Source organism: Sorangium sp. So ce385, assembly GCF_051474135.1.
Taxonomy (GTDB): domain Bacteria; phylum Myxococcota_A; class Polyangia; order Polyangiales; family Polyangiaceae; genus Sorangium; species Sorangium cellulosum_D.
This window is the reverse complement of sequence record NZ_CP150337.1, coordinates 10,733,888-10,749,591: the sequence shown is the minus strand read 5'-3', so window position 1 is coordinate 10,749,591 and position 15,704 is coordinate 10,733,888. Positions and strand designations below refer to the sequence as shown.

Sequence of the window (15,704 nt, the reverse complement as noted above, 5' to 3'; positions counted from 1 at the left end):
CGAGCGGCCAGGGGCCGGCGGCGGCCCGCGAGGCGTTCCGCGCGATGGCGTCAGGGCTGAGCCGCGCCCTGGCCGTCTCCCTCGTCGGAGCCGTCGAGATCCGGGCACTTCTGCACGATGAGATCGCACTCCGGGATGGTCGTCTCCAGCTCGCTCACGGGGGAAGCGCACGTGAGCGCACGGACCTTGGTGACGTGCGCGAGCAGGCACGCCTGGTACTCGGCCACGGTCGCGGTGCAGCCCGCGCGCGCGTCGGCCGGCGGCAGGCAGCTCGGCGGGGGGGCCGGGGCCTCGTCCGCCCGCGGCTGCTGGTTCTCGGACATGCATTTCTGCATCACCGCCTCGCACGCCTGCCCGACCGTGGACCACAGCATGCCGACGAACTCGCAGGTATCCTGCTTGGAGAGCTCAAGGCTCGGCGCGAGCGACTGGCACGTGGACTCGACGTCGGCGGTCGTGAGATCCTTGAGGTGCTTGCTGCTCACATCGGCGGATATCGGAGCGGCCAACACGTCCTTGCCGCCCCAGAGGACGAGCGACAGGAAGGCCGAGAGTGCTCCGAATCGAATCAGTCGGTTCATTCGTTCTCTCCCTTGTACAAGCGGCCGCCTCGGCCGCGCTGGGGCTCGGAGCAACCGACGTACCGGCGGCCTCGTTGTGCACGATGGGACCGCGCGCGCGCCCGGCGCGGCAAGGCGGGCGGCCATGGGATTCATTCGTCTTCCGAGCTTCCCGCCTTCCTGGTCGGTCGCTCTGACGATATCCCATGAGATCCACCCTCCAGGGCTGTCCTCCGGGCCGCGCGGGCCGGGCGGGCAGGATGGGAACAGGGCTCCTCGCCCGCTGGAGAGCCTTCGATCACCGCGGACGGCGCCCTGGGGCCCGGAGGAGAAGAAGATGAACCGCCGAGGCGCCCAAGGACGCCAGGAAGAGGACTTTTGGGCTCTCCTGGTGTCCTTGGCGTCTTTTTCTCTGGATCGCTGCGCCCGACGCGGCCGGGCGGCGCGTCGCCCGAGTTCGTCCGTGGTTCCACGGAGACGGCAGGCCCGTGGAGGCCTCTCGCGGACAGGGAGAAGGAGACGCCGGGGGACGCGCTCCGGGCCCCGGGAGAGCCCGGAGCGCCGGCCGTCAGACGAGCTCGCGCTCGCCGCCCGGATACACGAACGAGTCGCGCGGCGAGTACCACGAGGCGCTCTTCACCACCTGGATCGGGCTCCCGGGCCGGAGCGCATACACCGGGTGATCCTTCGCGAGGAACTCGACGGCCAGGAGCTCGTACGGGTCGGCCATGTCCGCGATGTAGGGGTAGTTGCCGGCGAAGAGGCGATCTTCGATCTTCGTCACGTAGGTGAGGTGGCCGCGCGCGACCACGCCGATCTTGTTGCCGACGTGCGCCCGCGTCCGGATGATGGGCACGCCGTCCACCGAGGTCGTCGCCACGAGCTCCTTGCCGTGCAGCTCCAGCGTGGTCGACCCGGGCGACGCCGGCACGCCGCGCTCGCTCACATACCGGCGCACCACGTCGGACGAGTTGAAGTAGTGCGTGAAGAAGCGGGCCGGGCTCGCGCCGTCCGGCGTGGTGTGGCCCGCGAGATCGAGCCCCAGGTAGGTGAGCGAATACGCTCCGAAGCCGGACGTCTGCTCCGGCTTGTCGACCACGTACTGGTTCATGTAAATGGCCCTGTTCTCGGCCGGCCTGAGCCCGCTCGGCAAGAGCGCCGCCGCGGCGTCCGGATCGGCGGGTATCCAGCTCGAGTAGAGCATCCGGCTATCGATGACCATCTGCGGCGCGGCGAGCTTCGACTCCGACATGGTGCTGTCTTTCTCCCCCCCGGGGAGACGAGCACTATCACAACTGGCCGCACGGCGATCCGTAGCTGCCCAGGGGGAGAACACGGAGGTCCCCTGGTCAGGAAGGTGAGGTGCTGTCGTTGAATCTGCTGAACTCCGCGTGCCAGGCGCCGTGCAGGAGGACCGCCGAGGTGGATGGCCGCGGGCGAGGAGCTGTCAGTCGTCGAAGCCGAGGTTCACCGGCCGCTGCGGGAGCGTCCTGGCCAGCGACACCTCCGTCGTGGGCACCGTCGTGGGCACCGGCGAGAGCTCGACGTCGTCGATCCAGAGCGATCCGGTCCTGTCGAGGAGCGTGCCGAACGAGATCGACTCGGCCGCGCTATCCACGTCGAGGACGACATGGTACTGTGTCCAGTCGTTCGTCCCCTTGATGGGGCGATCGCTCATGTTGTCGAAAGCGAGCGTGTTACTGTGGCGACCGTCCACGCGCATCCACAGGCCGGCCCAGCCCTTGACGTTCTCGCTCTTCACCCAGGCTTGCAGCCGGACCCGCTTGCCGCGGAGCTCATTGGCGCTGATGGACTGCATCAAGGTGCCGAAGTCATCGCCTGGGTCCCTCACCGACCTGAGGAACGCGGCGGACTTGCCGCTGCGCTTGATCTTGCTGTCGACGCCGACCGCATACGCCTCCGGCTCGCTGCCCGCGAGCGACCAGCCCGCCGGGCTGGCGACCGCGTTCTCCGCCGTGGCCACGGGCTCACTCGCTCGCGCGTCCAGAGATCCTGCCCCGAACGTCGCGGCTGCGAGGAGGCTGCCGAGAATCGCCTTTCCGATGTGCATAACGACTCCTTTCTGCGCAGAACTCGTCCGCGCGCCCAGCGCCTCGTCCTGCGAGGAGCTGCTCGTCGATGAGCGGACGCCTCCCTGCTCGAATATCAATCGTCTCCTGGTGCCCAGCGAAGGAGTGGTCAAGGTGCCCAGTGCGCTGAACTCGAGTCGTTGAGCATCACCATGAGAGTTGCCCGTATCGTCGGAGCAAGTCCGGGTACTCGGAAGGAAGGAGTCGGGCGGGCGACACCAACGTGATGAGCCCTGCTGCGCGGCGGGCGTGCTCGAAGGCGCGGACCACCCTCGCCGCTGCGCCCGGGCCGTTCCGGCGCTCGGGGGGCGAGACGGCGGCGTTGCGCCTACCTGGGCGCCGACGAGCAGACAGCGCACCACCTCGAGCGCGCGCCGGCTTGCCTGAGGTTCAAGGCCGCCTCGACAAGGGGGGCTGACCCGCGGCGCTCGCGCGCGCCTGGCCCGCGGGCCTGCCAGCGGCAGGCGCGGTCGACCCACCCGCCTCACCGCGTCTCACCGCCTCTGCAGGGCCATTCTTCGCCGCCGTCGCCGCGTTTCGCGCGCCGCGCAGCGCCGCCGCGGGCGGCCGAGCCCGCCCCGGCCGCGCCGGGCCCCCGATCGCCGAGCCCATTTGGGAAACGCTCCTGTTACCTTGGGCGACGCTCCGCAGCGCACTGCGGGCGCAGGTTCGAGGGCAGCGCCGGCACGCCGGCCTGCTGCCCCATCGCCAGCCGAGGTCCGGATCCAACATGCAGCAGGACACGAAGGGCGCGCGCGTCTCTCTCCGCATCGACAACCTCGAAGCCGCGCTCGAGCAGGGGATCGACAACGAAGCGGCCGCGCTCGACGTGCTCGTGGCCGCCGCGGCGAAGGGGAGCCCGCACCCGGAGCTGTGGGCGAAGCTCCACGAGTCCGCTGCGCGCCACGACCGGTTCTCCGAGCTCGCGTTCGCGTACGAGCGCTTCGCCAGCGAGCGGCGCTTCGGGATGCTCCCGCAGGCCGCCCAGGCCGAGGTCCTCGTCCACGCCGCCGAGTTCCTCGCCGATTTCTTCGGCGACCCCGGCGGCGCTCGCCCCTACCTCGAGCGCGCGCTCTCCGTCCTGCCCTCGCACCAGGAGGCCTTCCTGCGCCTCGAGCGCATCCTCGTCGAGGCGAACGAGCCGCCGAAGCTCGCGGACCTCTACGCCCTCGCCGCGGGCTACCGCGCGGAGCGCGCCGATCAGCTCGCGCTGCTCCGCCGCGCCTTCGCGCTTGTCGAGGTCAGCGGGAAAGAGGAGGAGCGCGCGGTCAAGCTGCTCCAGCAGATCCTCCGGATCGACCCCGGCGACGCCTCGGCGCGCTGGGCGCTCGAGGAGCGCTACGCCCGCGCCGGGCGGCTCCAGGAGATCGCGAGGATGCTCGAGCCGGCGCTCACCACGGAGCCGCCCCCGGCCGACGCGCTCGAGATCCGCGCGCGGCTCATCGACCTCTACAGCGGTCCGCTCAAGGAGATCGAGCGGGCCCTGCCGCACGTCGAGGAGGTGCTCGCGCTGAACCCGAGCCACGAGGCCGCCTACCGCGCCGCCGAGGCCCTGCTCGGGCGCAAGACCGTCCTCGTGCGCGCCGCCGCGGCGCTCGAGGCCGCCCACGCGCGCCGCGGGCGGCCGCAGGAAGCGGCGCGGATGATGGCCCTCCAGATCGAGAACCTCCGCGGGCCGCGCCGCGTCGAGGTGCAGAAGCGCCTCGTCGAGCTGCAGTTCCAGCGGCTCGGCGACCTCGCGGCGGCGTTCTCGCTGTCGGAGCAGATCCTCGCGGTCGACCCCTCGGACGAGGCCGTCCGCGATCGCTTCCTCCAGCTCGCGTCGGTGCTCGACCGCCGGGCCGACGCGGCGCGCGTGCTCGTGCGCGCCGCGTCCGGCGCCAAGGACAAGCCGCTCCGGGCGCACATCGCCGCCGAGCTCGGCGAGCTGTACGAGGGCCTCGGGGACGGCCGGAAGGCGCGCGCGGCGTTCCAGCAGGCGCTCGACGGCGAGCCCGACGCCGCGGCCGTGCGGCGCGCGGCCCGCGGGCTCGCGAAGCTCTGCGAGCGCGAGCGCGACCCGCGCGGGCTCGCCGGCGCGCTCGAGCGGCTCGCCGAGGCAGAGACCGAGGCCGAGGCGCGCGAGGCCGCGGCGGAGCGGCTCGCGCGCCTCTACGAGGAGGAGCTCAACGAGCCGGCGGGCGCGATCGCGGCCTACCGCAAGCTCGCGGAGCCGGGCTCCTCGCGCGAGGCGCGCGCCCTCGCCGCGCTCGAGCGGCTGTACGAGGCCACGGCCGCGCACGAGGGGCTCGCGTGGGTCCTCGAGCGGCGCGCCGAGGCCGAGCCGGACCGCCGCGCGGCGCGGGACCTCGCCTTCCGCGCGGCCGAGCTGCGCACCCGGCTCGCCGACCTGCCGGCCGCCATCGCCGCCTGGCGCCGCTACCTCGCGGCGTTCGGGCCGTCGCGCGAGGCGCACGCGCGGCTCATCCCGCTCCTCGAGCAGGAGCGGCGCTGGGCCGAGCTCGAGGCGCTCCTCGAGGCCGAGGCCGAGCTCGCGGCCGGGCAGGAGCGCGCCTCGGTCCTCGCCCGCATCGGCGCGATCCGCATGGCGCGGCTCGACGATCCGGCCGGCGCGATCGCCGCGTACCGCGAGGCGCTCGCGCTCGATCCGACGGATCGACCGAGCCGGCTCGCGGTCGAGAAGATGCTCGGCCCGCCCCCGGCGAGCGGCGCCGGCGGCGCGGAGCCCACCCCGTCGCGGCAGAGCGCCCACCTCGTCTTGACCGACGATCAGCGGCTCGCGGCCTGCGCGGTGCTGGAGCCGATCGCGCGCGGGGAGGGCGCGGCGCAGCTCCTCGTGCGCGTGCTCGAGACCCGGGCGGAGATCGCGCCCGTCGCGTGGGCCCCGGGCGCGGCCGCGCCGGCGCCGGCCGACGTGTCGGGCCGGCTCGCGGCGCTCGAGGAGGCGGCCGCGGTCGCCGAGCGCGAGCTCCGGGATCCGAAGAAGGCGCTCGACCTTTTGGCGCGCGGGCTCTCGATCGCGTCCGCGTCGGCGCCCGAGCGCGTCGCCCGGTGGGTCGCGGAGGTCGAGCGGCTGACCGAGCACGGCAGCGAGTCCGCGCGGCGCGCGCCGACGCTCGCCGGCGCGCTCGGCGATCGCGCGGTGGACAGCGCGCCGCTGTCGCACCTCGCGCGGCGGGCGGGCGAGGCGCTGCTCGCGAGCGGCGACGTGACGCAGGCGCTCGCGCTCTACCGGCGGGCGCTCGCCTTCGAGCCGTCGTCGCGCGAGCTCATCGCGCGGGTGGACGCGCTCCTGCGCGAGCAGGGCAGCCCCGAGGAGCGGCTCGCCCTCTACCGCGAGGCGCTCGCGCAGCCGTGCCCGCCCGCGCGGCGGCGCGAGCTCCTGCACGCGATCGGCACGATCCAGCGCCGCGACGTCGGCGACCTCGCCGGGGCGGCCGAGACGTACCGCGCGGCGATCGAGGACGACCCGGGCGACGACGCGGCGTACGAGGCGCTCCTCGAGACGTACGCGGCGGGCGGCGCGTGGGACGCGCTCTACGACGCGCTGGCCGAGCGGCTCCCGAGCGCCCCGCCCGACGAGCGCGTCGCGCGCGAGCTGCGCATGGCCGAGGCGGCGGCGAAGGGCGGGAAGGTGCCGAGCGCGGTCGCGCACTACCGCGCGATCCTGTCGGGCGGCGCGGCGCTCTCCGACGCGGCGCTCTCCGCGATGGAGGCGCTCGCGCTGTCGGCCGGCGACGCGGCGCTGCTCCGCGAGGTGCTCGAGCGGCGGGTCGCCGCCTCGGGCGATCCGCAGGACGAGGCGCTCTGGCTGGAGCGGCTCGGCGAGCTCTCGGCGTTCGGGATCGGCGGCGCGCCCGGCGCGGACGCCGCCCCGGGCGATCTCGACGCCGCGGTGGCGGCCTGGCTGCGCGCCGCCGCGCTCGCCGAGGGGCCGCTCGCGGATCCGGAGCGGGCGCAGAAGCTCTACGAGCGCGTGCTCTCCGTCGCGCCGAAGCACCGCGACGCCGCCGGCCGCCTCGCCGCGCTCTACCGCGGGCAGGGGGCCTGGGATCGGCTCGCGGCCGTCTGCGAGGTCCTGCTCGACACCGCGGAGGGCGACGACGAGGCGCTCGCCGCGCTCGCGGCCCTCGAGGACGCGGCGATCCGGGCGCGCGCGACGTCGCGCTTCGTCGACGCCGCGCTCGAGCTCCGCGATCGCATGAGGGGCGAGGGGGAGGGGAGCGCGCCCGCCGGCAAGCCGGCCGCGGCGCGGCTCCGCGCGATCGACGCCGCGCTCGGGCGGGTGCTCGCCGCCGATCCCGACCGGCAGGACGACGCCGCGTCCGTCTACCGGCGGCTGCTCTCGCCGCCCGAGGGCGGCGACGCCGCGCAGGGCGCGCTCGACCCCGCCGCGCTGGAGGCGTTCCGCGCGTTCCTCGCGCAGAGCCCGGACACGCTCGCGCGCCGCGTGGACCGGCGCTGGCTCTTCACGCTCCTCGTGGAGCGCGCGCGCGAGGACGAGCGCCGGAGGGCGCTCGCCGCGTGGGCCGCGTGGGAGGAGGAGATCGGCGAGCGCGCGGCGGCCGCGGCGCTCTACGCCCGGCTGCTCGAGGCGGATCCCGAGAACGACGACGCGCTCGCGGCGCGGGGGCGCCTCCTCGCCGAGCTCGGCGACGACGAGGGCGCGGCGGAGGTGCTCGCGATGCGCCGCGATCGCAGCGAGGGCAGCGCGCGCGTGGCGCTCGACGTCGAGCTCGCGACGCTCCTGCTCGATCGGCTGGATCGGCCCGCGGAGGCCCTCGACGCGGTCGCGCCCGCGATCGAGGCCGGGACCATCGAGCCCGCGGTGCTCGAGATCGCGGAGCGCGCGCTGGGGCGGCCCGAGACGCAGGCGCGGGCCGCGCTCTTGCTCGAGCGGGCGTGCGACACGCTCGACGACCCCGAGGCGCGCGCCGCGCTGCTCGAGACGCTGCTCGCGAGCTCGCCCGCGCCGGGCTCGCCGCGCGGCGCGCTCGACGGGGGCAGCCTCGCGTCCGCGCAGCGCTCCGCCGTCCGCCGCGGCTGGTTCGAGCGCCTGCTCGATCTCCACGAGGGCGACGCCGCCCGGGGCCTCGAGGTCGCCCTGCGCGCGGTCTCCGAGCTGCCCGGCGAGCTCGACCTCTGGGATCGGCTCGAGGAGCTCGGCCGCCGGGCGAAGCAGCCCGAGCGCGTCGCGGCCGCGCACGCCGCGGCGCTCGGCGACGCGGGGGCGGCGCTCCCGCCCGACGTCGTCGAGGAGCTCGGCCGCCGGGCCGTCGAGCACCACGAGGAGTGGTTCGACGCGCCGGAGGCCGCCCTCGCGCTGCTCCGCCGGCTCGTGGAGCTCGTGCCCGGCTCGCTCTGGGGCTTCGAGCGGCTGAAGCTCGCCTACAACGCGGCCGAGCGCTGGGAGGACCTCTTCGCGCTCTACGACGCGATGCTCGAGCGCACCTCGGCGCCCGACGAGCGCATCTTCCTCCTGGAGGACGCCGCGGCCGTGGCGCGCGACCTCGCGGGCGACGGCGAGCGCACGATGCGCTACCTCGAGCAGCTCCTGCCGCTCCAGGACGACGCGCGCACCCGCGCCGCGCTCGAGCGGCTCTACGAGCGGCACGGCAGGCATCGGCCGCTCATCGAGCTCCTGACCGCCGAGCTGCCGAGGCTCTCCGGCGAGGCCGCGGAGCGGCTCCGCGAGCGCATCGCGCTCCTCTGGATCGAGGGGGTCGGCGACGCCGCGTCCGCGCTCCCCGTGATCGAGCAGCTCCTCGACGCGTGGCTCTCGTCCCGCGCGCCCGGCGCGCCCCGCGCCGCCTTCGCGCTGCTCGAGCGCCTCCTCGCGGCGATCCCCCCCGAGCAGGCGCCCGCCGGCGAGGCGGGCGCGCTCGCCGCGCGCGCGGCGCGGCAGCGGTCGGCCGTCCTGCTCGCGCGGCGCTACCGCGAGGAGGGGCGGCCGGAGGACCTCGTGCGCGTGCTCGAGATCCAGCTCGAGGGCGCCGACGTGGACGACCGCCCGGCGCTCCTGCGCGAGATCGTGCGGCTCCGCCGCGACGCCCTCGGCGACGAGCCGGGCGCGTTCGCGCGGCTCGCCGAGCTCATCGAGCTCAGGCCGTCGGACCCGGGCGATCGCGCCGAGCTCGCCGAGCTCGCCGAGCGGCTCGGCCGGCACGATCGCCTGGCCGAGGTCCTCGCCGCGGCCGAGCCGCGCGCCGAAGGCCCGCAGCAGGCGCTCGCGCTCGTCCGCGACGCCGCGCTCCTCCGCCGCGACCGGCTCGGCGACGCGGACGGCGCGATCGCGCTCTTCCGCCGGCTCTTCTCGCTGGCCGAGCGCCACGGCGACGCCGCGGCCGCGCGCGACGCCGCCCGCGCGCTCGATCGGCTCTTCGCCGAGGGCGACCGCGTCGCCGATCGGTGCGACGTGCTCGACACGCTCGCCGCGCTCGAGGCCGACCCGGCGGCGCGGCGCGAGGCCCTCGGCGAGCTCGCGCGGCTCGCCTCGTCGCGGCTCCGCGACGAGGCGCGGGCGATCGCCGCGTACTCGGCGCGCCTCGCCGACGACCGGCAGGACCTCGAGGCGCTCGACGGGCTCGCCGCCATCCTCGAGGAGGGCGGGCGCTACCGGGAGCTCACGGCCGTGCTGGAGCGGCGCGCGGCCGTGCGCGGCGGCGCGGGCGGTCGGCGCGATCTCGGGCGGGTCGCGCGGCTCTTCGAGCGCGAGCTCGGCGACGCCGAGCAGGCGATCGCCACCTGGCGCCGCATCCGCGACGAGCTCGCGCCCGATCCCGAGAGCGGGGACGCGCTCGCCGCGCTCTACACGCGCGCCGAGCGCTGGGGCGACCTCGTCGCGCTGCTCGAGGTCGAGGCGTCCGCGGCCCGCGCGCTCCCCGGCGGGGCCGGCGCGGCGCGCAGCGCGGAGCTCTTCCGGCGCCTCGGCGACACGCACCGCGATCGCACGCTCGCGTGGGAGCGGGCCGTCGAGGGCTACCGCCGCGCGCACGAGGCCGAGCGCGCCGCGCGCGGCGAGGGCGGCGAGGGCGGCGAGGGGGCCGCGCGCGGGTCGTCCACGGCGCGCGCCGGGCTCGAGGAGCTGCTCCGCCGCATCGAGCCGGCGTCGGCCGAGCACCGCCGCGCGCTGGTCGCCGCGGTGGGCGCGCTGCTCGAGATCTGCGCCGCCGCGGACGACTGGCGCGCCGAGGTCGCGCTGCTCGAGCCGCGGCTCGCCGCGGCCGAGACGGACGCCGAGCGGGTCGCCATCCTGAAGGCCTCCGCGGCGCTGCTCGAGGAGCGCGGCGGCGACCGGGAGGGCGCCTTCGAGCTCGCCTTCCGCGCGTTCCTCCTGTCCCCCGGCGAAGGGCAGCCCGAGGGCCTCCTGCGGCTCACCGATCTCGCGGGCCGCTGGCACACGATCGCCGACGCGCTCCCCGAGCTCGAGCGCCGCGGCGACGTGCCGCCCGCCACGCTCCGCGACCTCACCTTCCGCGTCGGCCGCTGGCACCGCGACGCGCGCGCCGACGCCGACGCGGCCGAGCGCGCGTTCGAGCGGGCGCTCCTCCACGACCCCACGAACAGCGCCATCCTGCTCGATCTCGCGGAGCTCCTGCGGCACCGGCGCGGGCCCTCGCTCGTCCCGACCCTGCTCCGGCTCGCGGCGGCGACCGGGCACGACCTCGGCCTCTACCGCGAGGCCGTCGAGACCGCGCGCGGCGCGGGCGACGCCGCCCGGGCCCGCGACATCGCCGCGGAGCTCCTCGAGATCGCCGTGCGGCGCCTCGGCGACGAGGAGGGGCAGCCGCCGGTCCCCGGCGCGTGGCCCCCGTCGCGCGCCGCGCTCTGGGCGATCGACGCGCTCGTCGCCATGCTCGCGGACGCCGGCGAAAGGCCGCAGATCGTCGCGCTCTGCCGGCGCGGCGCCGCGCTCCCGCTCGCGTCGAGCGAGCAGCGCCGGCTCCTGCGGATCGCGGCCGAGGCGGCGGAGCCCGAGGAGGCGATCGCCCTCTACGGCGGGCTCTTCGACGACGATCCGGCGGACGAGCCGGTCGGCGAGAGCCTCGCGGCGCTCCTCCGGAGGGCCTCCCGTCGCGAGGAGCTCGTGCGCCTGCGCGAGCGGCAGATCGAGGTCTCGGGCGACGCCGAGCGCCGCGTCGCGCTCCGCTACGACGCCGCGGAGCTGCTCGCGGAGACCCCGCGCGCCGCCGACGCGATCGCGCTGCTCCGCAAGAACCTCGCCGAGCGCCCGGGGCACGCCGCGTCGATCGACAAGCTCGCCGCGCTGCTCGAGGCGGGCGGGCTGCACCGCGAGCTCATGCTGCTCCGCGAGGAGCAGGCGTCCGCGCGCGAGGCGGAGGGCGTCGGGGCGGCGGCGGCCGAGCTCTGGCTCCAGGCGGCGTCCCTCGCCGAGCACGAGCTCAACGAGCCCGAGCGCGCGATCGCGAGCTACGGCCGCGCCGCGGAGATCGGCTCGGTCGAGGCGCTCGACGCCCTCGCCCGGCTGCTCGCGCGCCGCGGCGAGCACGCGGCGGCCGCCGAGGCGCTCGAGCGGCTCTGCGCGGGCGCGCCGCCCGAGGAGCTGCACCAGGCCGCGCTGCGCCTCGCGGACGCGTACCTCGCCGCCGGCGAGCCCGACCGCGCCCGCGCCGCCCTCGAGCGCGCGGCGCCCCGCGCCGCCCAGCCCGCGCCGCTCCGCGAGCGGCTCGCGTATCTCTACCGCGCGTCGGGCGCGTGGGGCGCGCTGGCCGAGCTCATCGCCGGCGACGCCGCCCGCGCCGACGAGGCGCCGGCCCGGCTCTCGCTCCTCCGCGAGGCCGCGGATCTCTACCTCGCGCGCGCGAGCGCGCCCGCCGCCGCGATCCCGCTGTTCGACGAGGCCATCGTCCTCGCCCCCGACGACCTCTCGCTGCGCCTCGCGCGGAGCCGCGCCCTCTCCGCCGCGGGCAGGACCGACGACGCGACCGCGGCCCTGCGCGCGATCGTCGCCGACTTCGGGAGCCGACGCCCGAAGGAGCGCGCGTTCGTGCACTACGAGCTCGCCCGCGTCGCCCTCGCCGCGGGCGACCGCGCCCGCGCGATGGCCGAGTTCGACCTCGCGCTGCGCGTCGATCCCGCGCACCCCGACGCGCTCCACGGCCTCGCCGGCCTCGCCCTCGAGGACGGCCAGCTCGAGCGCGCGCACCGCGCCTACCGCGCGCTGCTGCTCGTCGCGCGCCGGCCCCGCGACGAGGGCGGCGACGGGTTCCCCGGCGCGCGGCGGAGCTCGATGCCGCCGACGCGCTCCAGCGTGGCCCTCCCGACGTCGACCTCGTTCAGCCGGGCCGAGGTCCTCCTCGCGCTCGGCGAGATCGCGCGGCGGCAGGGCGCGCCCGATCGCGAGGTCGAGTACGTCGAGTCCGCCTTCGAGGCGGCGCGCGAGAGCGACGCCGAGCACGAGAAGCTCCTCGCCGCGCTGCGCGCCCGCGGGCGCCACGACCTGCTCGCCCGCGCGCTCGAGGCGCGGCTCGCCGGCCCCGCCCTCGAGCCCGCCGAGGACGCCGCCGCCGCGCTCGGCGAGCTCGCGTCGCTCTACGAGGGGCCGCTCGATCGCCCGGAGCCCGCGCTCGCGGCCCGCCTGCGCGCCCTGGATCTCGCGCCGAGCGCCGGCCCCGCCCACGACGCCGCCCTCGAGCTCGCGCGCCGGCTCGGCCAGACGCACCGGTACCTCGAGCTCGTCGAGCGGCTCTGCGCGCGGGCGGCCTCCGAGCCGTACGAGGTCGCGCTCCTGCTCCGCTTCGCCCGCGCCCTCGAGCTCGCGCCGGAAGGCCAGGAGCGCGCCGCGGCCGTCTACCGCCGCGCCGAGGCGAAGATCGCGGCCGGCGGGCCGTCGGCCGGGCGCGAGGCGGTCGCCGATCTCGAGCAGCTGTGGCGCTCCCTGGAGGCCATCTACGAGCGCCTCGGCGACCGCCTGGCGCAGGCCGACGTCCTCCGCAAGCGCATCGCCCACGCCGACGCCGCGCGCGCCGACGACGCGCAGGCCGCCGCGGCGGGCCGCCCGGATCGCGCCGAGCCGCGGTACCGCCTGGCCGCGCTGCTCGCGTCGGACCCGGCCGAGGTCGATCCGGCGATCTCCCTCCTCGAGGAGGCGCTCGAGCTCTCCGCCGATCCGGACCGCGCCGAGGCGATCCTGCGCGACGCGCTGCGCGCGGATCCGAGGAACCCGCGCGCGATCCGCCTCTTCGAGCGCCTCGCCCGGCAGAGCGGGCGCCCGCGCGCCCTCGTGGACGCGCTGCTCCTGCTCGCCGAGATCGAGGGCCCGGGCGTCCTCGAAGAGGCGGTCCGCACCGCCCGCGCGCTCGGCGATCGCGAGCTGGCCGAGTCGATCCTGCTGCGCATCGTCGGCGCCGGCGCGGCGCCCTCGTCCGACCCGCCCGGCGCCGCGTGGGCGCTCGTCGCCCTGGCCGAGCTCCGCGAGGAGGCTGCCGATCTCGCGGCCGCCGCGTGGCTCTGCGAGCGCGCCGCGCGCGCCTCGGCGCCCGAGGACGAGCGCGCGCTGCTCCTGCACGCCGCGGAGCTCGCCGCGGGCCCGCTCGACGACCTCGCCCGCGCCGCGCGCCTCTACGAGGAGCTCCGCGCCCGCGAGCCGGCCGAGCGCGAGATCTGGATGCCCCTCGCCGGCGTGTACCGCCGGAGCGGCGACGCCGCGCGCCTCTCGACGCTGCTCGAGGAGACCGTCCCCCTCGTCGACGACCTCTCCGAGCGCTGCGCGCTGCGCCTGGAGCGCGCGCGCCTCCTCGCGCGGGAGTCGCCGGCCCAGGCGGCGCTCCTGCTCCGCGACATCCTCGACGAGGACCCGACCCAGGTGGAGGCCGCCATCCTCCTCGCCACCATGCTCGAGGAGGCCGGCCGCACCGAGGAGCTCGGCGAGCTCTTCGCGCTGCAGCTCGACGCCGCGAAGGACCGCGCCGACGTCGCCTCGATCGCCTCGATCTCGATGCGCCTCGGCGCCCTCCTCGAGCAGCGCGGCGACGATCGCGGCGCGCGCGACGTCTACCTCGGGGCCGTCGACTGGGACGCCACGAACCGCGACGTCCTGCGCGCCCTCGTGCGCCTCAGCCGCAAGCGCGACAGCGCGGACGACCTCGTCGACGCGCTCGAGAAGCTCCTGCGCATCGAGCAGGGCGACGAGGCGGCGCAGATCGCGCTGGAGCTCTCGGAGCTGCACGGCGCGCGCGGCGACGACGCCGCCGCCGAGGCCGCCCTCAAGGCCGGCTACGCGGTCTGCCCCGCGAGCGACCGGCTCCGCGAGGAGCTCGCGTCGCGCTACGCGGCCCGCGAGGCCTGGCACGCGCTCGCCGAGCTGCACGTCCTCACCGCGCGCGTCGCCGGCGCCGACGAGGCGCGCGTCGCCTCGCTCTGCCGCGCCGCCGAGATCCTCCGCGACCGCGCGGGCGACGCCGCGGCCGCGGCCGAGCTCCTCGAGCGCGCCCTCGGCATCGCCCCTGGCGACCGCGACGTCCTGCTCGCGCTCATCGACGCGTGCGGCGCGTCCTCCGACCACGCCCGCGCGGCCCGCGCGCTCACGGCGACGCTCGAGGCGAGCCCGGACGACCCGTGGCTCTACCGCGCGCGGGCCGAGGTCCACGGGGCGCTCGGGCAGGGCGACCGCGCGCTCGCCGATCTCGAGCGCGCCTACGCGCTCGGCGGCGCCGAGTACGCGCGCGAGCTCGTCGCCGAGCTCGAGCGGGCGCTCGCGCGCGCGGCGGCGCGGCCCGCGGAGGCCGAGCCCGCGCCGTCCGAGCCCGCGCCGGAGGCGGCGGGGGCCTCGTCACCCCGCGCGCTCCGGCTGCGCCTCGCCGAGATCCTCGCGCGCTCGGGCGATCTCGAGCGCGCGCGCGCCCACCTCGGCGACCTGCTCCACGCCGACTCCAAGGATCGCGCGGCGCTCAAGGCGCTCGCCGGCCTCGAAGAGTCGGCCGAGCGGTGGGACGCCGCGAGCGCCGTCTACCGGAGGCTCATCGCGCTCGAGGAGGGCGACGCGCTCGTCGCCACCGCGCTCCGCCTGGCCGGCGCCTGCGCGCGCGCCGGCCACCTGAGCGACGCCCGCGGCGGGCTCGAGCGCGCGCGCCGCGCCGCGCCCGGCAACGCCGAGATCCGCGAGCGCCTGCGCGCGCTCTACGCCGAGATCGGCGCGAGCCGCGAGCTCGCCGCCATCACGCTGGAGGAGGCCGCGGCCGCCTCCGACGTGGCCGGCCGCTTCGCGCTGCTCGTCAAGGCCGGCCGCCTGCTCCTCGAGGTCGGCGACGCGGCGCAGGCGGCCCCGGTGCTCCGGGAGGCGCGCTCCCTCCGCCCGGAGGATCAGGAGGTCGCCCTCCTGCTCGTGGACGCGCTGACGGCCGCGGGCAGCCCCAAGGAGGCGCGCGCGGTCACCTCGGAGCTCATCGTCGCCAGCAAGGGGCGCCGCTCGCGGCTCCTCGGCGCCGTCTACCACCGCCTCGCGCGGATCGAGGACGCCGAGGGGAATCCGCGCGAGTCGCTCACGGCGCTCTCGAGGGCGCTCGAGAACGACCCTCAGAACGGCGAGTTCGCCATGGCGCTCGGCGAGAGCGCGCTCGGGCTGGGGGAGCAGGACATCGCCGCGCGCGCCTACCGCGCGGTCACCCTGATGAAGATTGCCCCCGAGCCCGGCGAGGGCGGCACCACGCTCGCCGCGCGCGCGCTCGCCTATTACCACCTCGGGGCGATGGCGCTCGCCGCCGGTGACCGCCGCAAAGCGCGCCTGATGCTCGACAAGTCCGTCTCCGAGGACGGGTCGCTCGAGGCGGCCCGGGCGCTCCTCGACGAGCTGCGCGCCGGCTAAACCCCCCTCCCGCGCGTCTCCTCAGGTATGCCCCGGTCGCGGCGGCCGCCCTCGCGGCCGCCCGAGGCGGCGCGCGGGGGGCGCCGGCACGCTCGATTCCAGCGGTATTTTGCGGCGTTGGGGCCTCTCTCCGGCGCCTCTCCGGCCCGCGGCGGCGCCGCGCCGCGGGCCTTCCGGGCGGCGCGTTCCCCCGCTGGCGCGCCGCTCCGGCGCGGCCTTTCAGGGGTCCGC

General features: G+C 77.0%; 4 protein-coding genes. 1 reads left to right on the top strand and 3 read right to left on the bottom strand.

Annotation, left to right across the window (positions count from 1 at the left end):
- Positions 1-50: 50 nt before the first annotated feature.
- The 3 genes from WME83_RS39230 to WME83_RS39220 form a co-directional block, all read right to left on the bottom strand.
- Positions 51-581: a hypothetical protein gene (locus WME83_RS39230; RefSeq protein WP_437314816.1), complete on the bottom strand. Its 531-nt coding sequence runs from the start codon at positions 579-581 to the stop codon at positions 51-53.
- 547 nt (positions 582-1,128) lie between these two features.
- Complete coding sequence (locus WME83_RS39225) at positions 1,129-1,812, bottom strand: hypothetical protein (RefSeq protein ID WP_437314815.1); 684 nt, start codon at positions 1,810-1,812, stop codon at positions 1,129-1,131.
- A 195-nt stretch (positions 1,813-2,007) separates the two neighbouring features.
- Positions 2,008-2,544 (bottom strand): hypothetical protein, encoded by a 537-nt coding sequence (locus WME83_RS39220; protein ID WP_437314814.1) that lies wholly within the window; start codon positions 2,542-2,544, stop codon positions 2,008-2,010.
- Between the two features lie 836 nt (positions 2,545-3,380).
- Between WME83_RS39220 and WME83_RS39215 the strand changes: the two genes are divergently transcribed.
- Positions 3,381-15,473: a tetratricopeptide repeat protein gene (locus WME83_RS39215; protein WP_437314813.1), complete on the top strand. Its 12,093-nt coding sequence runs from the start codon at positions 3,381-3,383 to the stop codon at positions 15,471-15,473.
- Positions 15,474-15,704 lie beyond the last annotated feature (231 nt).

Coding starts and splice junctions, on each gene's coding strand:
- WME83_RS39230 (WP_437314816.1), bottom strand. CDS start 581: ATGAACCGACTGATTCGATTCGGAGCACTCTCGGCCTTCCTGTCGCTC.
- WME83_RS39225 (WP_437314815.1), bottom strand. CDS start 1,812: ATGTCGGAGTCGAAGCTCGCCGCGCCGCAGATGGTCATCGATAGCCGG.
- WME83_RS39215 (WP_437314813.1), top strand. CDS start 3,381: ATGCAGCAGGACACGAAGGGCGCGCGCGTCTCTCTCCGCATCGACAAC.